Genomic DNA, 20652 nt, shown 5'->3' with positions numbered 1-20652 from the left:
GCCTCATATTCCGGGATCAGAAACCGCCACTTCTGCAGGTCATTCCGCTCGATCGTCCGGTCAAAGCTGTTGTCGCGCATCGAATCCCCTCCGTTCGGATGGATTCAATCAGCGAATTAGTGAACATGCACAGCAATGACGGGTTGAACGCCCGACTTCATTGATCGCTTATTCACCCCGGCTCTCAAACGATGGCCATGTCGCTCGGGGCGTCATCCTTCGAGTCTCGCCCAACAGGGCGCGCGTCTTAGGATGACGGGAAATCACGCTTTCGGCGGCTGCGAGATCTGCACCGAGGGCCGCGTTAGCATCTTGTCGTGAAACGCGTCGAGCTTGGGAAACGCTTGGCGCCAATTGCAATCCGCAAACCGCAGGTCGGCATAGCCGAGCACGCAAACCAGCGCGATCTGCGCGAGGTCGAGCGGTCCGGACAACGCTTCGTCGTGCTGCTCAAAGCGCGCCAACCCGTTCCACACCCGGGCCCAGTGATCATCATACCAGGCCTGCCATTGCAGCGGCTGCGGCCGCACGAATTTCTCGTAGCGGCACAGCAGCATCGAATCCAGCATGCCCTGGATCAGCGAGTGATCGCTTTTCACGCGAAAGCGCTGTGGGCCGGACGCCGGGAGCAGTTTGCCGCCGGCAAGCTCGTCGAGATATTCGGCGATCACGTAGGAGTCGACCAGCACCTCGCCGCTGTCGAGGATCAGCGCCGGCAGCTTCTTCAGCGGGTTGACGCTGTGCACATAGTCGTCGTTCGGCTCGCCGGGCGTCACCTTGGCGGAGACGAATTCGATGCTGTCGATCAGGCCGAGCTCGATCGCGACGATGCGCACCTTGCGCGCGAACGGCGAGGTGGGGGAGAAGACGAGTTTCATCGGAAGGCCCTTGGCGAAGCAGATCTAGGAATGGGGCAATGCCGCGAGGGGGCGGCAGTGTCCGCGGCGGCCCAGAAGATGACGAAGCTTTCACCCGCTGTCCATCCTTCGAGACGCCCGGCTTCGCCCTTCGGGCTTCGCCGGGCTCCTCAGGATGACGTCGGCGGTGCGGATCGCTGACGATCACGAGCCGCAAGCCGGGTAGCCATCATCAGCGAGCCAAGTGCGCGCCAGCCATCGCGCCACGACGACCCGCGGCCATCACGCCGCGATAATTTCCTGGCGCTGTTGGCCGAGGCCTTCGATGCCGAGCGTCACCACGTCGCCGACGTTGAGAAATTTCGGCGGCTTCATGCCCATGCCGACGCCGGGTGGGGTGCCGGTGGTGATGATGTCGCCGGGGTTGAGCGTCATGATCTCCGACAGATAAGAGACGATCTTCGGCACGTTGAAGATCATGGTCGCGGTCGAGCCGGTCTGGCAGCGCTGGCCGTTGACGTCGAGCCACATCGGCAATTTGTGGACGTCGGCGATCTCGTCCTTGGTCACCAGCCACGGCCCGAGCGGGCCGAAGGTGTCGTGCGACTTGCCCTTGGTCCATTGCCCGAGCCGCTCGAGCTGAAAGGCGCGCTCGGAGACGTCGTTGCACACCGCATAGCCGGCGACATAATTCAGCGCGTCGGCCTCGCCGACATATTTGGCGCGGGCGCCGATCACCACGGCGAGTTCGACCTCCCAGTCGAGCTTGGTCGAGCCGCGCGGCTTTTCCACCGCGTCGTTGGGGCCGCACAGCGAGCTGTTGGCCTTGATGAACACGATCGGCTCGGATGGAATCGCCATTCCGGCCTCGGCGGCGTGGTCGGCGTAATTCAGTCCGATTGCGATGAATTTCGGCGATCCGCCGACCGGCGCGCCGATCCGCGGCTGGTCGATGACCAGCGGCAGGGTTTCGGCGTCGAGGGCTGCGAGCTTGGCCAGCGCGGCCGGCGCAAAGGCGTCGCCCGCGAGGTCGGCCAGATGCGCAGACAAATCCCGCAATTGGCCGGAGCCATCGATCAGGCCGGGCTTTTCCTGGCCGCGCGCGCCAAATCGCACAAGTTTCATAATTCGTTTCCTCTCCCGCTATCGCCTCTTGTGAGCTTCATGGCGCAGCGCAGAGGGAAATTCAACCGCGGACTGCGCCGCCGCAGTCCCGTTCGGTGCACCGCGGCAACGCGAAATCTGCTGGTGTTGCACCGCCGCGCCATGGATCGTCTCGCGCTGCGGCGCGTTAGCCGAACTCGAGATCCGCAGCGGATCAGGCAAGGAGGAGCCCATGCCAGAGCTAACCATTTCGACCGAGCAGGTCGGCTTTCTGATCGAAAAGGTGCGCGAATTCGACGTCAAGGAAGACAGCTCCGATCCGGAGTCCGGTTCCAACGGCGCCGACGACAACATGGTCGACGTGCTCGAGGACGACGGCAGCGATCCGGTGGCGCGCGAGATCACCTCCTTCATCAATGCGATGAGCGAGGATGAGCAGATCGATCTGGTGGCCTTGATGCGGCTCGGCCGCGGCGACGGCACCATCGAGGAATGGGACGATCTGCGCCGCGAGGCCGCCGACGGCCGCAACGGCCGCACCGCGAGCTATCTTCTGGGCGAGCCGCTGCTCAGCGACTTTCTCGCCGAGGGGCTCGATGCCTTCGGCCTGACCTGGACCGACGAGCGCACCACCCCGGTGCGCTGAGCCCCGCCGCCATCGGCGGAGCTTGCCGCGGTTTTTCGCCGCGCGGGCATCGGTCGGGCGCCGCGATCCCGTCAGCATCAAGGCTGCCACGCTGCCTTCGTGGGCTCTCGCCCTCGGAGGCGCTTTGCGTATAATGCCTCATGCGCCGAAGAGCGCGGCCTCGGCCAACACCACAACGGGAGAGAGACATTATGCCGGAGTTCATCAGCCTCGATGCGCTGGTCCGCAAAACCGCCGCCGAGGCGCCGCAGCGCAGTGCGGTGATCGATGGCGACCGCAACGTCAATTACGCGCAATTCGACGATTGGATCGACCGCGTCGCCGCTGCCTTGCAGGCCGACGGGCTGAAGCCGCGCGACGTCATCGCGATCTGCGCGCTGAGTTCGTTGGAATATGTGGTGACGTTTCTCGGCGCGCTGCGGGTAGGCGTCGCTGTGGCGCCCTTGGCGCCGTCGTCGTTGCCGCAGGACTTCGCGGCGATGCTGAAGGATTCCGGCGCCAGGATCCTGTTCATGGATGCGGCGACCGCCGCGGCGATGGGCAATGCCGCGCAGGCGCCGCTTCAAGTGTCGTTCGACGCCTCCGGCTGGGGACGGCCGTTCAGCGCCTGGTGCGCCGCGCCGGGCGTGAAGCCGTCGCCGGTCGCGATCGATCCGCAATGGATCTTCAACATCATCTATTCCTCCGGCACCACGGGAACACCCAAAGGGATCGTCCACACCCACGAACTGCGCTGGCGGCAATATGGCCAGCTCGATCCGCCGGGCTACGGCCCCGACGCGGTGGCGCTGCTGTCGACGCCGCTCTATTCCAACACCACGCTGGTGTGCTTCAACCCGACGCTGGCCGGCGGCGGCGGCCTCGTTTTGATGAAGAAATTCGACGCCCGCGGATTCTTGGAGCTGAGCGAGAAGCATCGCGTCTCCTACGCCATGCTGGTGCCGGTGCAGTATCGCCGCATCATGGCGCTGCCGGATTTCGACCGCTTCGATCTGTCGTCCTACAAGCTGAAATTCTGCACCTCGGCGCCATTCGCCGCAGAGCTGAAGGCGGATATTCTGCAGCGCTGGCCGGGCGGGCTGGTCGAATATTACGGCATGACCGAGGGCGGCGGCTCCTGCGCGCTGTTGGCGCACGAGCATCCCGACAAGCTTGCCACCGTCGGCCAGCCGATGCCCGGTCACGAGGTGCGGCTGATCGACGAGGAGGGGCATCAGGTGCCGGTCGGGCAGATCGGCGAGATCGTCGGCTGTTCGCCGGTGATGATGCAGGGCTATCTCAACCAGCCGGGCAAGACCGCAGAGACCTTCTGGCACGACGAGAACGGTGTTCGTTTCGTCCGCACCGGCGACATCGGCCGGTTCGACGAAGACGGCTTCCTCACGCTGATGGACCGCAAGAAGGACATGATCATTTCCGGCGGCTTCAACATCTATCCCAGCGACATCGAAAGCGTGCTCGCTTCGCATCCCGACGTGATCGAGGCGGCGGTGGTCGGCATGCCATCGCAGGAATGGGGTGAGACCCCGGTGGCGTTCGCGGTGCTGCGGCCCGATGCGTCGGTCGACGCCGCGGCGCTGAAGGCCTGGACCAACGCCCGGGTCGGCAAGACCCAGCGGCTCAACGACCTCGTCGCGGTGGAGACGCTGCCGCGCAGCGCGATCGGCAAGGTGCTGAAGCGCGAATTGCGCGATCTGCGGCAGCCGCAGCGCGCCGAGGCCTGATCAATAATGCGGCGGCGGCTCGTTGCTCGGCGCCGGCGCGTTGGCCTCGGCCTCCTGCAGCCGGTCGCCGAGCGATTTCACCTGCCGGGTCAGCGCGTCGAGCTGCTGCCACTGCGCGGTGATGGTGGCGTTCAGCGTCTCGATGGTTTCGTCCTGATAGGCGATGCGGATTTCCAGCGCGTCGATCCGTTCGCTGAGCGACGTTGTGGACTGAGGTTGGTCGTCGGGCATCGCAGCTCTCTGTCGTCGGTGAAACGCTGCTGCTGTAGCAGCGCCGCGCTGCGTGCGAAACCCATGTCCTCGCTGCACACGGCGCGCGCATTTGCCCTGATGTCGCAGGATATGGCATGAAGGCCGCCGCCGGCCGTGCGCCGCCAACAAGAAAAGAGTTCAGGAATGAGGAATTTCCAGTTCGCCGGCCGCTCCACGGTGCATGCCCGCAACGCCATGGTGGCGACCTCGCATCCGCAGGCCTCCTTGGCGGCGATCGAAACGCTGCGCGCCGGCGGAAGCGCGGCGGACGCAGCGATCGCGGCCAGCGCGCTGTTGGCGGTGATCGAGCCGCAATCCACCGGCATCGGCGGCGACTGCTTCGCGCTGTATCAGCCGCGCGGTGAAGGCCCGATCGTGTCCTATAACGGCTCCGGCCGGGCGCCGCAGGCCGCGCACGCCGAATGGTTTCTCGAGCGCGGCATCAACGCCGTGCCGCTGACCTCCGCACATGCCGTCACCATTCCCGGCGCGGTCGACGCCTGGGCGACCATCCTGCGCGATCACGGCCGGTTCGGGTTCGACCGATTGCTGCAGCCGGCGATCAAGGCGGCGGACGAAGGCTATGTGGTGGCGCCGCGGATCGCCTTCGACTGGAACAACGGCTTTGAAAAGCTGAAGAAGGGCGTCAATACGCCGCGCTATCTGCTGCCGCATGGCGAGCCCGCCGCGACCGGCGACGTGATCCGGCAGCCGGAATTGGCGCAGACGCTGCGGCTGATCGCCAGGCTCGGCCCCGACGGCTTCTACCAGGGCGCGGTGGCCGAAGACATGGTGGCGACGCTGCGCGGGCTCGGCGGGCTGCATACGCTGGAGGATTTCGCCGCTCATTCGACCGAGACCACCACGCCGATCAGCACCAATTACAAGGGCCGCGACGTCTGGCAATGCCCGCCGAACGGTCCCGGCATCACCATGCTGGTGATGCTGAACGTGCTCAGCCTGTTCGATCTCACCAAATATGCGCCGCTCAGCGTCGAGCGGTTTCATCTCGAAGCCGAAGCGGCGCGGATCGCCTATCTGATGCGCGAGCAGCATATCGGCGATCCCGGCCATGTCGACGTCGACGTGATCCGGATTCTGTCGCGCGAATTCGCCGCCGAATATGGCAGCCAGATCAAAATGGACCGGCTGTTGGATCTGCCGAAAGTCTCGCCGCCGATGAATCCCTCGACGGTGTACATCACCGTGGTCGATCAGGACCGCAACGTCTGCTCGTTCATCAATTCGATCGCGCATTCGTTCGGCTCGGCGATCGTCTCCGACAAGACCGGAATCCTGCTGCAGAACCGCGGCGCCGGCTTCCGCGTGCAGCCCGGCCATCCGAACTGCATCGCGCCCGGCAAGCGGCCGCTGCACACCATCATCCCGAGCCTTGCGACGGAAAACGGTCGCGCCAGGTTGTCGTTCGGCGTGATGGGCGGGCAATATCAGCCGGTCGGGCAGGTCCATGTGCTGACCAACATGCTCGACTTCGGGCTCGACGTGCAGGAGGCGATCGACCTGCCGCGGGGGCTGCATTACGAGGGCGTGTATCAGTTGGAATACGGCGTGCCGGCCGATGTGGTCGAAGGCCTGCGCGGCATCGGCCACCAGGTCGCCGGGCTGTCGGTGCCGCATGGCGGCGGCCAGGGTGTCTGGATCGATTGGGACAAGGGCACGCTGACCGGCGGCTCCGATCCGCGCAAGGACGGCTGCGCGCTGGGATATTGAGGCGGCTGCCGTCGGCGGAGGGAAGGCGACATGCGGGTTACCATCCTCGACGATTACTTCGACACGCTGCGCGGCCTCGATTGCTTCGAGAAGCTCCAAGGCCACGACGTCACGGTGTGGAACGATCACGTTCAGGACGTCGACGCGCTGGCGGAGCGGCTGCGCGACACCGAGGCGCTGGTGCTGATCCGCGAGCGCACGCAGATCCGCGAGCCGCTGTTGCAGCGCCTGCCGAAGCTGAAGCTGATCAGCCAGCGTAGCGTCTATCCGCATCTCGACATCGCCGCCTGCACCCGGCTCGGCATCGTGGTGTCGTCGAACATGCACGCCGGCGCGCCGTCCTATGCCGCGGCGGAATTGACCTGGGGACTGGTGCTGGCGGCGATGCGGCAGATTCCGCAGCAGATGGCAGCGCTGCGGGCCGGGCAATGGCAGATCGGCATAGGCGCGACGCTGCGCGACAAGATGCTCGGCATCTACGGCTATGGCCGGATCGGCGCCGTGGTCGCCGGCTACGGCCGCGCCTTCGGCATGCAGGTGCTGGTGTGGGCGCGCGAGCCGAATCTCGCCCAGGCCCGCGCCGAGGGCTATGGCATCGCCGGCAGCAAGGACGAACTGTTCGAGCGCTGCGACGTGGTGTCGCTGCACATGCGCTTGGTCGAGGCGACGCGCGGCATTGTCACCGCTGCAGATCTGGCGCGGATGAAACCCAGCGCGCTGCTGGTCAACACCAGCCGCGCCGGACTGATCGAACAAGGCGCGCTGGTCGAGGCGCTGCGCGCCGGGCTGCCGGGCATGGCGGCGGTCGATGTGTTCGAAACCGAACCGCTGCGCGATCGCAACGACCCGTTATTGGCGATGCATAACGTCGTCGCGACGCCGCATATCGGCTACGTCACCCGCGATGAATACGAACTGCAATTCGCCGATATTTTCGATCAGATCGTCGCCTATCAGGCCGGCGCCCCGATCAACGTCGTCAATCCCGAGGTGCTCGCCAACAGCCGCTGATAGCAGGGCCGATCACGTAGCAGCCAACAGCGTCACGCCATTGTCATCTTCCGAGCCATGTCATTTTCCGGGCCATTGTCGTCTTCCGATGTGGATCATGAACATGGATGTTCACGACATGCATCTCCAGACATGCAAAGACCGGCCAGATGGCCGGTCCTGCATTGCACTGAACGAGTGATCAGAACTTCTTGTTGACGAACGACGCGCCCTTGTCGGCAGCGTCCTTGACGGCTTCCTTGGCGTCGCCGACGGCCTTCTGACCATGGCCCTTGGCTTCCTGCAGCGCGCCTTCGCCCTGCAGACGTTCGTTGCCGACGGCCTCGCCGATACCCTGCTTGGCCTTGCCGATGGCTTCGTTGGCGGCGCCCTTGATCTTGTCGGTCGTGCTACCCATGAGAAATACTCCTTCGTGTTGGTTAATCTTCGCGGAGACAATGGTTGGGGCGACGAATCGTTCCCAGGGATTGCACGGCGCGATACGCACAACGTCACAACCACGGCACCGACCAGCCGCCGGTGCGGGAGTCACAAATAATGACCGAGGACATCCAATGACGACGAATAAGTTCCAGGATCACGCTCATTCCCATGAGGTTCGTTCCCCCGACGTTCATTCCCAGGACGAGAAATGGAAACGCGACGGCGTCCGCGTGGTGCCAGGCAACCAACTGGATTCCAACGTGCCGTCGACCGCGGGAATGGATCGCAAGGCCGCGATCAATTTCGCCCGGGTCGGCGCGCAGAAATTATGGGCCGGCACGGTGACGATCAAGCCCGACGCCAAGACCGGCGCGCATCATCACGGCCATCTTGAAAGTGTCATCTATGTAGTACGCGGCAAGGCTCGGATGCGCTGGGGTGAGCGGCTGCAATTCACCGCCGAAGCCGAGCCCGGCGATTTCATTTTCATTCCGCCATACGTGCCGCATCAGGAAATCAACGCACTGTCCGACCAGGTGCTGGAATGCGTGCTGGTGCGCAGCGACGGTGAGGCGATCGCGATCAACCTCGACATCGAGCCGGTGGAGAAGCCGGAAACCGTGTTGTGGGTCGACCCGATTCACCGCGATCCGGGCGACCCCAGCGATCCTGAGGCGTAGCGGCAGCGGCGCGGACTTAGGTGGCATTTTACGGCTCGCGTTTATCGCTTGTGAACCGCCCGCCCGCTTGCTTAGCTCGCGGTTCGCGCGAAAGCGGTGTTAAGCTCGGCGTTAGGGACTCTGCGGGCCCGGAAATTAACGAAACCGCAGGCGCGCCTGGCCAACACAAGAGGTGTCTTCCGCGCGAAGACCTCCTCCAACGCAGTGGCAAGAGGCACGGCACGATGGCCGGATCCGGCAAGGCAATGGCATTGGACTGGTCGCGCGGCAGCCGCTGGCTGGCCGCGCTCGGCCGCTCGATGATCAGCGCCGGCGCCGAACCGGCGGTGCTTGACGAACCCAGCGAACATGAAATGCGCCGCATCCGCGCGGCGCAGATCGACAGCGTGACGCGGCTGACGCCGCTCACCATGACCATCAACATCGCCAACGCGGTGCTGGTCGTGCTGGTGTTCTGGAGCGCTGCCTCCTACGCGTTTCTGGTCGGCTGGATGACGCTGATCGCGGTCATCGCCACGCTGGCGATGCGGTCGTGGGCCCGGGTCCGCAGCCAGCCGCGAACCGAAGCCTCGCCGCGCGGCATTTCCCGGCTGGTATTGCACGCCTGCCTGCTCGGCGCGGTGTGGGGCGCGGTGCCGCTGGCGCTGTTTCCGATCGCGCGGCCGGAATATCAGCTGATCATCGCCTGCCTGGTCGCCGGGATGATTTCCGGCGGCGCGTTCTGCCTGTCGACGGTGCCGCGCGCCGGCCTCGCCTATACCTGGACCATGGTGTTGGCCTCGGCGGTGGCGCTGTTTCGCTGCGAGGGCGAGAGCTACACCATCACCGCGGTGTTCCTGCTGCTCTATGCCATCTTCCTGTCGCGCAACCTGGTGGCGCACGGCCATCTGTTCATGGAGAATCTGCGCGCCAAGCTGCAGCTCGAGCACCAGACCGAAATCATCTCGCTGCTGTTGAAGGACTATCAGGCCAATGCCAGCGACTGGCTGTGGCAGACCGATGCCGATGGCCGGCTGGTGGAAATTCCGGAGCGGTTCGTCGAGGCCGCGCAATTGCCGCTGTCGCTGCTGCGCGGCGCGGCGCTGGCCGACGTTTTGGAATTGCTGTGCCCCTGCGAGCGGGCCGCGGTCGCCAGCATCGCTGCGCTGATGGACCGCCGCGAGCCGGTCGCCGACGTCGTGGTTCACATCATGGCGGGCGGACAACCGCGCATGTGGTCGGTCTCCGCCAAGCCGACCTTCGACCACAACGGAAAATTTGCCGGCTATCGCGGGGTCGGCCGCGACGTCACCGAGCGCTGGCGGGCGGAGCGCGCCGAGGCGGAGAACCGCGCCAAGTCGGAATTCCTGGCGATAATGAGCCATGAGATCCGCACCCCGATGAACGGCGTGCTCGGGCTCGCCAACATGCTGCTGGAAACCGATCTCGACCCCGAACAGCATCACGCGGTGCAGACCATCCGGGAATCCGGCGACAATCTGCAGCGCATCCTCAACGACATTCTCGATCTCTCCAAACTGGAGGCCGGCCGGTTTCAGTTCGAGACGCTGGATTTTTCGCCCGCCGCGCTGGTCGAGGCGGTGACCGCGGTGGTCGGCTCCAGCGCCAGGGCCAAGGGTTTGGAGATCGAGCTTGCGATCGACGCCGGGCTGCCCAAGGGATTGCACGGCGACGTCGCGCGGATCCGTCAGGTGCTGCTCAACCTCGCCTCCAACGCGGTCAAATTCACCGATCGCGGTCGGGTGACCATCGCCGCCGACTGCGTCTCGCGGGCCGATGGCCGCGCGGTGGTGGAATGGCGGGTCGTCGACACCGGGATCGGCATCGCCGCCGACCGCGTCGGGCAATTGTTCAGCAATTTCGCCCAGGCCGATGTCTCGATCAACCGCCGCTTCGGCGGCACCGGCTTGGGGCTGGCGATCAGCCGGCGGATCGTCGAACAGATGGGCGGCGAGATCGGCGTCAGTTCGATCCAGGGCTCCGGCAGCACGTTTCGTTTCAGCCTGAGCCTGCCGATCAGCGACGTGGCGGTGGCGGACCGGCGGCTCGACCGCGTCGGCGCCGACGATTTGCGGCTGCGGATCGCGATGCTGGGGCGGCCGCTGCGCATCCTGATCGCCGAGGACGACAAGACCAACCAGATGGTGGTCAGCAAGATGCTGCAGGAATTCGCCGCCGATACCAAGATCGTGCCGGACGGCGCCGACGCGGTGCAGGCGGTGGCGGAGGCCGACTACGATCTGGTGCTGATGGACGTGCGGATGCCGGTGATGGACGGTCTCACCGCGACCCGCACGATCCGCGCCCAAGGCGGCGCCGCGGCGGCGCTGCCGATCATCGCGCTGACCGCCAATGCCTTTGCCGAGGACGTCGAGCATTGCCGCGACGCCGGCATGACCGATTTCATTGCCAAGCCGTTGCGCAAGCCGGCGCTGGTCGCCGCGGTGCTGCGGGCGATCCGCGGCGGCACCAAGCCGATGCGCGCGCTGCAGGCCGATCATGCCAATGCCGGGCTCGAGCCGCCGATGCCGCCGCAGATCAGCCTGGCGCAACTGGTCGAGGAACTCGGGCAGGATCAGGTGCTGACCATGACCACGATGTTCGTCAGCGAGACCGAGCGGCGGCTGGAGCTGATCCGGCGGTTCGACGAGGGCGGCGACCGCCGCGAAATCGGCATCGAGGCACATTCCTTGAAGAGCGGCGCCAAGTTTCTCGGCTTCGAGGACATCGCCAATATCGCTCGCACCATCGAACGGCGCGCCGAGCAGATTTCCGCGCGGGCGCTGCACGAATTGGGGCGGCAGCTCGACGTGGCGCTGCAGGAGGCTAAGCGCGAGCTGCGGGACGCCGCCGCGCTGAAGCAGAGGCCGGACGGCGGCGGACGTCCTAGCTAACCGCCATCAGACTTGCCGAAAGCGTCCCTACAGCTTGCCGCACGCCTCTGCGCGGGGCTGCAAGTTCTGCGCGCAGCGCATTCCGTCTTGCGACATTCTGATCACTGACGAATATTGACATTCGTCACTCATAAATTCACAGTTCGGCGGCTGTCTGCTCAAGGAGCCACGATGTCGCTGAATTTGCCCCCACGCCCCGTCCTGGCCGTCGCGACGCTGGGTTTGGCCCTGCTGCTCGCCGGTTGCGGGCAGAAGGAAGCCAAACAGGCGCCGCCGGCGCGCCCGGTGCTGGTGGCCAGCGTGCATTACGCCGAGGAGGCGCCGGACCGCGCCTTCGTCGGCACGATCCGGCCGCGGATCGAGGCCGATATCGGCTTTAGGGTCGCCGGCAAGATCGCCAAGCGGCTGGTCGAGGTCGGCCAGAGCGTCGAGGTCGGCCAGCCGCTGGCACAGCTCGACGAGGTCGATCTCAAGCTGCAGGCCGAGCAGGCCGAAGCCGAGCTGCGCGCCGCCACCGGCGTGCTTGCGCAGGCCGCGGCGGCGGAAAATCGTGCCAAGGAGCTGCGCGCCAAGGGCTGGGCCACCGACGCCCAGCTCGATCAGGCCAAGGCCTCCGCCGACGAAGCCCGCGCCCGGCTCAACCGCGCCGAACGCTCGGTCGAACTCACCCGCAACAGCCTGTCCTACGCCACGCTCGTCGCCGATACCCGCGGCGTGGTCACCGCGACGCTGATCGATGCCGGCCAAGTGGTGGCGGCGGGCCAGACCGCGATCCGGGTGGCGCGGTTCGCCGAAAAGGAAGCCGTGGTGGCGATCCCGGAAACCCTGATCGGTCGCGCCAAGGACGGCCGCGCCAGCGTCACGCTGTGGTCGGACCCGAACAAGACATACACCGCGACGCTGCGCGAGATCGCGCCCAACGCCGACGCCGCGACCCGCACTTACCTCGCGAAATTCTCGCTGCCCGAGGCCGGCGACGAGGTGGCGCTGGGCATGACCGCGACGCTGACGCTGGCCGATCCGGCCACCCAGCGCGTCGCGAGGCTGCCGCTGTCGGCGCTGTTCAACCAGGGCGCCCAGCCGTCGTTCTACGTCGTCGATGACGCGGGGCAGGTCGCGCTGCAGCCGGTGGCGGTCAAGGCTTACGAAACCCACGACGTGCTGATCTCTGGCGGCGTCGCCGAGGGCGCCAAGGTGGTGGTGCTCGGCGTGCAGAAGCTCGATCCGGCCGAGAAGGTCCGGGTTGTCTCGGCGCTGACGTTTTGAGCAGGGACGGCGCGATGCATCGCTTCAATCTGTCGGCCTGGGCGGTCGGCCATCCGGCGCTGATCCTGTTCATGATCGTGGCGCTCAGCGTCGGCGGGCTGTTCTCCTATCAGCGGCTCGGCCGCGCCGAGGATCCGTCCTTCACCATCAAGGTGGTGATCGTCTCGGCGATCTGGCCGGGCGCCACCGCCAAGGAAATGCAGGATCAGGTTGCCGACCCGATCGAGAAGAAGCTGCAGGAATTGCCGTATTTCGACAAGGTGCAGACCTTCTCGAAGCCCGGCTTCACCGCGATGAACCTAGCCTTCCGCGACAACACCCCGCCGAAGGAGGTGCCGGAGCTGTTCTATCAGCTGCGCAAGAAGATCGACGACATCCGCGGCGATTTGCCCTCCGGCCTGATCGGGCCGAGCATCAACGACGAATATGGCGACGTCGATTCCACCCTCTACATGATGACCGGCGATGGCGCCGACTACGCGCAACTGAAAAAAGTCGCCGAAGGCATGCGGCAGCATCTGCTGAAAGTGCCCGGCGTCACCAAGGTCAATATCTACGGCACCCAGGACGAGCGGATCTTCGTCGAATTCTCCCACGCCAAGCTCGCCACGCTCGGGGTGACGCCGCAGGCCTTGTTCGATTCGCTGGCCAAGCAGAACGCGGTGGTGCCGGCCGGCACCGTGGAAACCTCGTCGCAGCGGGTGCCGCTGCGGGTCAGCGGCGCGCTCGACGGCGCCAAGGCGGTGGCCGAGACGCCGGTGGAAAGCAACGGCCGGCTGTTCCGGCTCGGCGACATCGCCAATGTCAGCCACGGCTTCGTCGATCCGACCGACTACATGGTGCGGCAGAAGGCCAGGCCCGCGCTCGGCATCGGCGTGGTGATGGCCAAGGGCGTCAACATCATCGAGCTCGGCGCCGACGTCAGCAAGGCCACCGCCGAATTCATGGGCGCGGTGCCGCAGGGCATCGACATCGAGCAGATCGCCGATCAGCCGCAAGTGGTCGACCACGCGGTCGGCGAATTCGTGCGCTCCTTCATCGAGGCGCTGGTGATCGTGCTGTTCGTCAGCTTCCTGGCGCTGGGCTGGCGCACCGGCATCGTGGTGGCGCTGTCGGTGCCCTTGGTCTTGACCATCGTCTTCATTGTAATGAATGCGATGTCGCTCGATCTGCACCGCGTCACGCTCGGCGCGCTGATCATCGCGCTCGGGCTTCTGGTCGACGACGCCATCATCGCCGTCGAGATGATGGTGGTGAAGATGGAGCAGGGCTGGGAGCGCGCCCGGGCGGCGTCGTTCGCCTGGGACTCCACGGCGTTTCCGATGCTCACCGGCACGCTGGTCACCGCGGCGGGCTTCCTGCCGATCGGCTTTGCCAATTCCTCGGTCGGCGAATATGCCGGCGGCATCTTCTGGGTGGTGGCGATCGCGCTGGTGGCGTCGTGGTTCGTCGCGGTGATCTTCACGCCCTATATCGGCATTCGGCTGTTGCCGGATTTTACCAAGCGGCCGCACCACGATCCGGAGGCGGTGTACGAAACCCGGTTCTATCGGCTGTTCCGCAAGCTGATTCAGCTTTGCATCCGCTGGCGCGGCACCGTGGTGCTAGCCACCGTCGGCGCCTTCGCGCTGTCGATCGCGGGCTTCGGCCTGATCCAGCAGCAATTCTTTCCGACCTCGGAGCGGCCCGAACTGTTCCTGCAACTGCGGCTGCCGCAAGGCACCGCCTTCAACGTCACCATGGACAGCGTCAAGCGCGCCGAGACGCTGCTGAAGGACGACGCCGACATCGCCACCTACACCGCCTATGTCGGCAAGGGGCCGCCGCGATTCTGGATGGGGCTGAGCCCGGAGCTGCCGAACGAATCCTATGCCGAGATCGTCATCGTCACCAAGGACGTCAAGGCGCGCGAGCGGGTCAAGGCGCGGCTTGAGGCCGCCGCCGACGCCGGCCAAATATCCGAAGCCCGGGTGCGGGTCGATCAGTTCAATTTCGGCCCGCCGGTCGGCTTCCCGGTGCAGTTCCGGGTGATCGGCCCCGACACCCGGAAGGTGCGCGAGATCGCCTACCAGGTCCGCGACGTGGTGCGCGGCAATGCCGACGTGATCGATCCGCATCTCGATTGGAACGAGCAGACGCCGTATCTGAAGCTTGCGGTCGATCAGGACCGCGCCCGCGCGCTCGGGCTGACGCCGCAGGACGTCTCGCAGGCGCTTGCCATGCTGATCTCCGGCGCCAACGTCACCACGGTGCGCGACGGCGTCGAGAAGGTCGGCGTGGTCGCGCGTGCGGTGGCCTCAGAACGCCTCGACCTTGGCCGGGTCAGCGATCTCACCGTGACCTCGCGCGGCGGCGTTGCGGTGCCGCTGTCGCAGATCGCCAAGATCGAATACTCCCACGAGGAGCCGATCCTGTGGCGGCGCAATCGCGATATGGCGATCACGGTGCGCGGCGACGTCGCGCCCGGCAAGCAGGCGCCCGACGTCACCAACGCGATCTGGCCGAAGTTGCAGGGCATTCGCGACGGCCTGCAGCCGGCCTACCGGATCGAGATGGGCGGCGCGATCGAGGAATCCGCCAAGGGCAATTCCTCGATCTTCATCCTGTTTCCGCTGATGGTGATCATCATGCTGACGCTGCTGATGATCCAGTTGCAGAGTTTCTCGCGGCTGGTGCTGGTGTTTCTCACCGCACCGCTCGGCATCATCGGCGCCTCGCTGGGGTTGAACGTCGCGCATCAGCCGTTCGGCTTCGTGGCGCTGCTCGGGCTGATCGCGCTGGCCGGCATGATCATGCGCAACGCGGTGATCCTGGTCGACCAGATCGAGACCGACGTCGACCACGGCCTGACGCGGCGCGCGGCGATCGTCGAGGCGACGATCCGGCGCGCCCGCCCGGTGGTGCTGACCGCGCTCGCCGCGATCCTGGCGATGATTCCGCTGACCCGTTCGGCGTTCTGGGGGCCGATGGCGGTCACCATCATGGGCGGGCTGTTCGTCGCCACCTTCCTGACGCTGCTGTATCTGCCGGGGCTCTATGCGCTCTGGTTCCGTAACAGTCTGGACGAAGCCGGACCCGGCGAACAGGCAGATCTTGCGCCGCAGCACGCGGAGGGCACGCCTGCGCCGATCCCCCTTGCCGCCGCCGCGGAATGATAGAACATTGGGTGACACATGACCCTGGCCGCCGAGCATCTTGAAGTCGATATGCGGGAACGCGTTCTCCTGGTGGCGGAGCGTCTGTTCCGCGAGATCGGCTATCAGAAGACCACCGTCGCCGACATCGCCAAGGCGATGCGGATGAGCCCGGCCAACGTCTATCGCTTCTTCGATTCCAAGAAGGCGATTCACGAAGGCGTGGCGCGGCGGCTGATGGGCGAGGTCGAGGCCGCCGCCGAAGCCATCGTGCGCCGCGCTGAGCCCGCGACGCAGCGGCTGCGCGACCTGTTGTCGTCGATCCATCGCATGAATGCCGAACGCTATGTCGGCGACGCCAAGCTGCACGAAATGGTGGCGATCGCCATGGAAGAGAGCTGGGAGGTCTGCCTGGCGCATATGGAGCGCATCACCGGCAGCATCGCCGCGGTGATCGCCGATGGCGCCGCGAGCGGCGAATTCGATCAATCGAACGTGCCGCTGGCGTCGATGTGCACCTGCACCGCGATGGTGCATTTTTTCCATCCGCAGTTGATCGCCCATGCCGACGAGAAACCCGGTCCGACGATCGATCAGATGATCGATTTCGTGCTCGCCGCGCTGGCGCCGCACTCCCACCCCGCCAACCAGAGATGATCGCGTGACCGATGTACACTTCTACGAGCCGGTGAACGGCCATGGCCTCAAGCATGATCCTTTCAACGCCATCGTCGGCCCGCGGCCGATCGGCTGGATTTCCTCGCGCGACGCCGAAGGCCGCGTCAACCTGGCGCCCTACAGCTTCTTCAACGCCTTCAATTATCGGCCGCCGCTGATCGGCTTTTCCAGCACCACCTGGAAGGACACCGTCGCCAACATCCATGCGACCGGCGAGTTCGTCTGGAACCTGGCGACGCGGGATCTGGCGCAGGCGATGAACGCAACCTCGGCGACGCTGCCGCACGAGATCAACGAATTCACCGTCGCCGGGCTGACCGAACGGCCGAGCAAACTGGTCAAGCCGCCGCGGGTCGGCGAAAGCCCGGTGTCGTTCGAATGCCGGCTGTCGCAGCAGATCCAGTTGCAGGGCGCTGACGGCCGCAAGGCCGAGGCCTGGCTGACCATCGGCGAGGTCGTCGCCGTGCACATCGACGCCCGGCTGATCAAGGACGGCGTCTACCAGACCGCGCAGGCGCACCCGATCCTGCGCGCCGGCCGGATGGGCGACTATTTCGAGGTGACGCCCGAGGCGATGTTCGAGATGCCGCGCCCTGGGTGAGCGATACAGAGCCTTCGCAGCAGTTGTTGATCGAAGCGGTGCGGCATCGCTCCCTCGCCCCGCTTGCGGGGAGAGGGTGGCGAGCGAAGCTCGCCGGGTGAGGGGGCGCCACGTGATGTCGAGGCGCCCCCTCACCCGACCCCGCTTCGCTGCGCTACGCGGGGGCGACCTCTCCCCGCAAGCGGGGAGAGGTGAGGCCGTGCTCGCATTGAGCGGCGGGCGTAGCTCGATCGGTGCGATGGCAGACACACGCGTCGCAGCGCGACAGAGCAGCCGCAGCAGTCCGGATTTTTCATCGCTGCGTTGCGGTAAGCCGCGGCACTCGCGCGTTGACCCGTCAGGCGAACACCAGCACCATGGGTCGCTTTCGACGAGGTGTGAAACGTGGCGGGACTAACCCATCGGCAATCGGAAATCCTCAATATCGCGCGTTCGTTCGGCCGGGTGATGGTCGACGACCTGACGCGGCGATTCGAGGTGTCGGCGCAGACCATCCGCAAGGATCTCAACGATCTGTGCGACCGCCGCTCGCTGACCAGGATCCACGGCGGCGCGATCATCGCCTCAGGCGTCGAGAACCTCGCCTATGAGGCGCGCCGCTTCGTCGCCGCCGAGGAGAAGAAAGCGATCGGCATCGCCGCCGCGGCGCAGATCCCCAACGGCTGTTCGCTGTTCATCAACATCGGTACCACCACCGAGGAGGTCGCAAGCGCCTTGACCTCGCACGAGGACCTGTTGGTGATCACCAACAATCTCAACGTCGCGATGCAGCTCTATCGGCATCCGCGGATCGAGGTGATCGTCGCCGGCGGCACGGTGCGGCGCGCCGACGGCGCGGTGATCGGCTCGGCGGCGATCAGCCTGATCGGCCAGTTCAAGGTCGATTATGCCATCATCGGCGCCTCGGCGATCGACGAGGAGGGGGCGCTGTTGGATTTCGACTATCGCGAGGTGCAGGCCGCGCAGGCGATCGTCGCCAATGCCCGCAGCGTCATGCTGGTCGCCGATTCCACCAAATTGCGCCGCAGCGCCCCGGTGCGGATCGCCCATCTCAGCCAGATCCAGACCTTCGTAACCGACGTGACGTTGCCGGAAGGGCTGCAAAGCATCTGCGACGCCAGGGGAATTCACGTCATCACGGCGCTGCCGAAACGCCCCGGCGAGAGCGACGACGCGGTCGCCGAGCTGCCGATGCTGCGGCAAAATTAGGCATTTGCCCGCGCCGGCAGCCGCCGCAAGGGACTTGCTTTCGACTTGCTTTCGCTTTTCGTTGTGTTTTAATCCGATACGAAAGCCATTCGAATATAATCGAAGGCTTGCGAGGAATCGGCCAGAACAAGAATTCTTTCGGGGGAAGCGTTGGTGGGTCAGGTTTTCGACCTCGCGATCATTGGCGGCGGCATCAACGGCTGCGGCATCGCGCGCGACGCGGCCGGACGCGGCAACTCGGTCTTCCTCTGCGAAATGAACGATCTGGCCAGCGGCACCTCGTCGTGGTCGACCAAGCTCATTCATGGCGGGCTGCGCTATCTGGAATATTACGAATTCCGCCTGGTCCGCGAGGCGCTGATCGAGCGCGAGGTGCTGTGGCAGATCGCGCCGCATATCATCCGCCCGCTGCGCTTCGTGCTGCCGCATCACGCCGGGCTGCGCCCGGCGTGGCGGCTGCGGCTCGGGCTGTTGCTGTACGACTATATCGGCGGGCGAAAGCTGCTGCCGCCGACCTCTTCGCTCGATCTGTCGCGCGAAGAGGTCGGCGCCCCGCTGATCCCCGGCCGCTTTGCGCGCGGCTTCGAGTATTCCGACTGCTTCGTCGATGATGCGCGCCTGGTGGTGCTGACCGCGCGGGATGCCGCCGATCGCGGCGCCGAGATCCGCACCCGCAGCCGCGCCGTGGCGATCCGCCAGGTTGACGGCGTCTGGCAGGTCACGCTGGAGGACGCTTTGAGCGGGGAGCGCAGCAACATCAGCGCCCGCGCCCTGGTGAATGCCGCCGGCCCCTGGGTGGAAAGCGTGCTGGCGGCGGGCTCCGGCGTCGAGCCCAAGGCCAAGGTGCGATTGGTGCAGGGCTCGCACATCGTGGTGCCGAAGCTCTACGACCACGACCGCGCCTACATTTTTCAGAACGCCGACGGCCGCATCGTGTTCGCGATTCCCTATCAGGGCGACTTCACGCTGATCGGCACCACCGACCGCGATTACGACGGCGACCCTGCCAAGGTCACGGCCTCGGCCGAGGAGATCGGTTATTTGTGCCAATCGGTCAGCGCCTATCTGAAAAAGCCGGTCACGCCGGCCGAGGTGGTGTGGACGTTTTCCGGGGTGCGGCCGCTCTATGACGACGGCGCCAGCGACGCCAAGGCGGCGACCCGCGAATACGTCTTGGAGCTCGACACTCCGGGCGGCGGCGCGTCGCTGCTCAGCCTGTTCGGCGGCAAGATCACCACCTATCGCAAGCTCGCCGAACAGGCGCTGGACAAGCTCGCGCCGTATTTGCGCGTCGGCAAAGCGCGCGAGGGCTGGACCGCCAAAGCGCCGCTGCCGGGCGGCGATTTCGACGTGTTCGGCGTTAGCGCGTTGATCGCCGAACTGCGCCGCAGCTATCCGTTTTTGTCCGAGCCGCACGCCGCAAGGCTGGCCGGCGCCTACGGCACCCGCGCGCCGCTGTTGCTCGGCACCGCGACCTCGATGGCCGATCTCGGGCAATGCTTCGGTGCTACGCTGACCGAGCGCGAGGTGCGCTATCTGATGGCGAACGAATGGGCGGTGACCGCCGAGGACATCGTCTGGCGGCGCTCCAAGCTCGGGCTGCGGCTGTCGCAGGCCGAGATCGCCGCGATCGACGCCTGGCTGATCGCGCAGCGCGCGGCGCCGCCGGACGGTGCATTGCGCAAGGCCGGAGGGTTGCCGTGAGCGTGTCGCTGCACAACGTCAGCCGAACCATCGACGGCGTCGAGACCATCCGCGACGTCTCGCTGACGCTCGAGCGCGGCACGCTGACCGTGCTGCTGGGGCCGACGCTGTCCGGCAAGACCTCGATCATGCGGCTGTTGGCCGGGCTCGACAAGCCGACCCACGGCAAGGTGCTGGTCGACGGCGCCGACGTCACCGGCGTCGACGTGCGCAAGCGCTCGGTGGCGATGGTGTATCAGCAGTTCATCAACTACCCCTCGCTCAGCGTCTACGAGAACATCGCCTCGCCGTTGCGGGTGCAGCGGCAGCCGCGCGCCGAGATCGCGCGCAAGGTCGAGGAGGCGGCGAAGCTGCTGAAGCTCGAGCCGTATCTGAAGCGCACGCCGATGCAATTGTCCGGCGGCCAGCAGCAGCGCACCGCGATCGCCCGCGCGCTGGTCAAGGGCGCCGACCTGGTGCTGCTCGACGAGCCGCTGGCCAATCTCGACTACAAGCTGCGCGAGGAATTGCGCGAGGAATTGCCGCGACTGTTCGCCGAGACCGGCGCCATCCTGGTCTATGCCACCACCGAGCCGATGGAGGCGCTGCTGCTCGGCGGGCGCACCACCACGCTGTGGGAGGGCCGCGTCACCCAGAGCGGCCCGGCCGCCCATGTCTATCGCCATCCCGCCAACCTTGCCGCCGCCCGCGTGTTCAGCGATCCGCCGATGAACGAGCTGGACGCCGCCACGCTTCCCG

The 20652-nt window shown here is 65.9% G+C and carries 17 protein-coding genes; 13 read left to right on the top strand and 4 right to left on the bottom strand.

What is annotated here, in order from left to right; translation table 11 throughout:
• Positions 1-263: 263 nt before the first annotated feature.
• Both VGC77_RS14035 and VGC77_RS14030 read right to left on the bottom strand, forming a co-directional pair.
• Positions 264-878 carry a glutathione S-transferase gene (locus VGC77_RS14035; protein WP_331172181.1) on the bottom strand — a complete coding sequence of 205 codons (615 nt, stop codon included), beginning with the start codon at positions 876-878 and terminating at the stop codon, positions 264-266.
• Positions 879-1139: 261 nt separating this feature from the next.
• Positions 1140-1982 (bottom strand): fumarylacetoacetate hydrolase family protein, encoded by an 843-nt coding sequence (locus tag VGC77_RS14030; protein ID WP_331172180.1) that lies wholly within the window; start codon positions 1980-1982, stop codon positions 1140-1142.
• A 211-nt stretch (positions 1983-2193) separates the two neighbouring features.
• Between VGC77_RS14030 and VGC77_RS14025 the strand changes: the two genes are divergently transcribed.
• Both VGC77_RS14025 and VGC77_RS14020 read left to right on the top strand, forming a co-directional pair.
• A complete protein-coding gene (locus tag VGC77_RS14025; RefSeq protein ID WP_331172179.1) occupies positions 2194-2607 on the top strand; it encodes a DUF3775 domain-containing protein in 414 nt (137 codons plus the stop codon).
• 191 nt (positions 2608-2798) lie between these two features.
• The gene (locus tag VGC77_RS14020) at positions 2799-4331 is read left to right on the top strand and encodes a class I adenylate-forming enzyme family protein (protein WP_331172178.1); all 1533 of its coding nucleotides are present in this window, start codon (positions 2799-2801) and stop codon (positions 4329-4331) included.
• Here VGC77_RS14020 and VGC77_RS14015 read toward each other — a convergent pair whose 3' ends face one another.
• Entirely contained in the window at positions 4332-4562 is a 231-nt protein-coding gene (locus VGC77_RS14015; RefSeq protein WP_331172177.1) for a SlyX family protein, read from the bottom strand.
• A 165-nt stretch (positions 4563-4727) separates the two neighbouring features.
• Here VGC77_RS14015 and ggt point away from each other — a divergent pair, with 165 nt between their 5' ends.
• Positions 4728-6314: a gamma-glutamyltransferase gene (ggt, locus tag VGC77_RS14010; RefSeq protein WP_331172176.1), complete on the top strand. Its 1587-nt coding sequence runs from the start codon at positions 4728-4730 to the stop codon at positions 6312-6314.
• Positions 6315-6344: 30 nt separating this feature from the next.
• Positions 6345-7325: a D-2-hydroxyacid dehydrogenase family protein gene (locus tag VGC77_RS14005; protein WP_331172175.1), complete on the top strand. Its 981-nt coding sequence runs from the start codon at positions 6345-6347 to the stop codon at positions 7323-7325.
• Between the two features lie 181 nt (positions 7326-7506).
• Here the strand turns inward: VGC77_RS14005 and VGC77_RS14000 are convergent, their stop codons facing one another.
• Positions 7507-7722 carry a CsbD family protein gene (locus VGC77_RS14000; protein WP_331172174.1) on the bottom strand — a complete coding sequence of 72 codons (216 nt, stop codon included), beginning with the start codon at positions 7720-7722 and terminating at the stop codon, positions 7507-7509.
• Between the two features lie 157 nt (positions 7723-7879).
• On the opposite strand from VGC77_RS14000, the gene VGC77_RS13995 reads away from it, so the two are divergent.
• From VGC77_RS13995 to VGC77_RS13955, 9 genes are all read left to right on the top strand, one after another.
• Complete coding sequence (locus tag VGC77_RS13995) at positions 7880-8428, top strand: cupin domain-containing protein (RefSeq protein ID WP_331172173.1); 549 nt, start codon at positions 7880-7882, stop codon at positions 8426-8428.
• 224 nt (positions 8429-8652) lie between these two features.
• Entirely contained in the window at positions 8653-11322 is a 2670-nt protein-coding gene (locus VGC77_RS13990) for a hybrid sensor histidine kinase/response regulator (protein ID WP_414709665.1), read from the top strand.
• A gap of 171 nt (positions 11323-11493) precedes the next feature.
• The gene (locus tag VGC77_RS13985) at positions 11494-12588 is read left to right on the top strand and encodes an efflux RND transporter periplasmic adaptor subunit (protein ID WP_331172172.1); all 1095 of its coding nucleotides are present in this window, start codon (positions 11494-11496) and stop codon (positions 12586-12588) included.
• A gap of 14 nt (positions 12589-12602) precedes the next feature.
• A complete protein-coding gene (locus VGC77_RS13980; protein ID WP_331172171.1) occupies positions 12603-15743 on the top strand; it encodes an efflux RND transporter permease subunit in 3141 nt (1046 codons plus the stop codon).
• An 18-nt stretch (positions 15744-15761) separates the two neighbouring features.
• A complete protein-coding gene (locus tag VGC77_RS13975) occupies positions 15762-16379 on the top strand; it encodes a TetR/AcrR family transcriptional regulator (RefSeq protein ID WP_331172170.1) in 618 nt (205 codons plus the stop codon).
• Between the two features lie 4 nt (positions 16380-16383).
• Positions 16384-17001 carry a flavin reductase family protein gene (locus tag VGC77_RS13970; RefSeq protein WP_331172169.1) on the top strand — a complete coding sequence of 206 codons (618 nt, stop codon included), beginning with the start codon at positions 16384-16386 and terminating at the stop codon, positions 16999-17001.
• Positions 17002-17385: 384 nt separating this feature from the next.
• Positions 17386-18210: a DeoR/GlpR family DNA-binding transcription regulator gene (locus VGC77_RS13965; protein ID WP_331172168.1), complete on the top strand. Its 825-nt coding sequence runs from the start codon at positions 17386-17388 to the stop codon at positions 18208-18210.
• A gap of 153 nt (positions 18211-18363) precedes the next feature.
• Positions 18364-19914 (top strand): glycerol-3-phosphate dehydrogenase, encoded by a 1551-nt coding sequence (gene glpD / locus VGC77_RS13960; protein WP_331172167.1) that lies wholly within the window; start codon positions 18364-18366, stop codon positions 19912-19914.
• Positions 19911-20652, top strand: a 742-nt coding sequence (locus tag VGC77_RS13955; RefSeq protein WP_331172166.1) for an ABC transporter ATP-binding protein, incomplete at its 3' end; no start/stop codon positions are given. The genes glpD and VGC77_RS13955, both read left to right, overlap by 4 nt.

The sequence above is a fragment of the Rhodopseudomonas sp. genome, assembly GCF_036404135.1.
Taxonomy (GTDB): Bacteria; Pseudomonadota; Alphaproteobacteria; order Rhizobiales; family Xanthobacteraceae; genus Rhodopseudomonas_A.
This window is presented reverse-complemented; position numbering and strand designations above follow the sequence as displayed.

Coding starts and splice junctions, on each gene's coding strand:
- VGC77_RS14025 (WP_331172179.1), top strand. CDS start 2,194: ATGCCAGAGCTAACCATTTCGACCGAGCAGGTCGGCTTTCTGATCGAA.
- VGC77_RS14000 (WP_331172174.1), bottom strand. CDS start 7,722: ATGGGTAGCACGACCGACAAGATCAAGGGCGCCGCCAACGAAGCCATC.
- VGC77_RS13990 (WP_414709665.1), top strand. CDS start 8,653: ATGGCCGGATCCGGCAAGGCAATGGCATTGGACTGGTCGCGCGGCAGC.
- VGC77_RS14030 (WP_331172180.1), bottom strand. CDS start 1,982: ATGAAACTTGTGCGATTTGGCGCGCGCGGCCAGGAAAAGCCCGGCCTG.
- VGC77_RS14035 (WP_331172181.1), bottom strand. CDS start 878: ATGAAACTCGTCTTCTCCCCCACCTCGCCGTTCGCGCGCAAGGTGCGC.
- VGC77_RS13995 (WP_331172173.1), top strand. CDS start 7,880: ATGACGACGAATAAGTTCCAGGATCACGCTCATTCCCATGAGGTTCGT.
- VGC77_RS13980 (WP_331172171.1), top strand. CDS start 12,603: ATGCATCGCTTCAATCTGTCGGCCTGGGCGGTCGGCCATCCGGCGCTG.
- ggt (WP_331172176.1), top strand. CDS start 4,728: ATGAGGAATTTCCAGTTCGCCGGCCGCTCCACGGTGCATGCCCGCAAC.
- VGC77_RS14015 (WP_331172177.1), bottom strand. CDS start 4,562: ATGCCCGACGACCAACCTCAGTCCACAACGTCGCTCAGCGAACGGATC.
- VGC77_RS14020 (WP_331172178.1), top strand. CDS start 2,799: ATGCCGGAGTTCATCAGCCTCGATGCGCTGGTCCGCAAAACCGCCGCC.
- VGC77_RS14005 (WP_331172175.1), top strand. CDS start 6,345: ATGCGGGTTACCATCCTCGACGATTACTTCGACACGCTGCGCGGCCTC.
- VGC77_RS13975 (WP_331172170.1), top strand. CDS start 15,762: ATGACCCTGGCCGCCGAGCATCTTGAAGTCGATATGCGGGAACGCGTT.
- VGC77_RS13985 (WP_331172172.1), top strand. CDS start 11,494: ATGTCGCTGAATTTGCCCCCACGCCCCGTCCTGGCCGTCGCGACGCTG.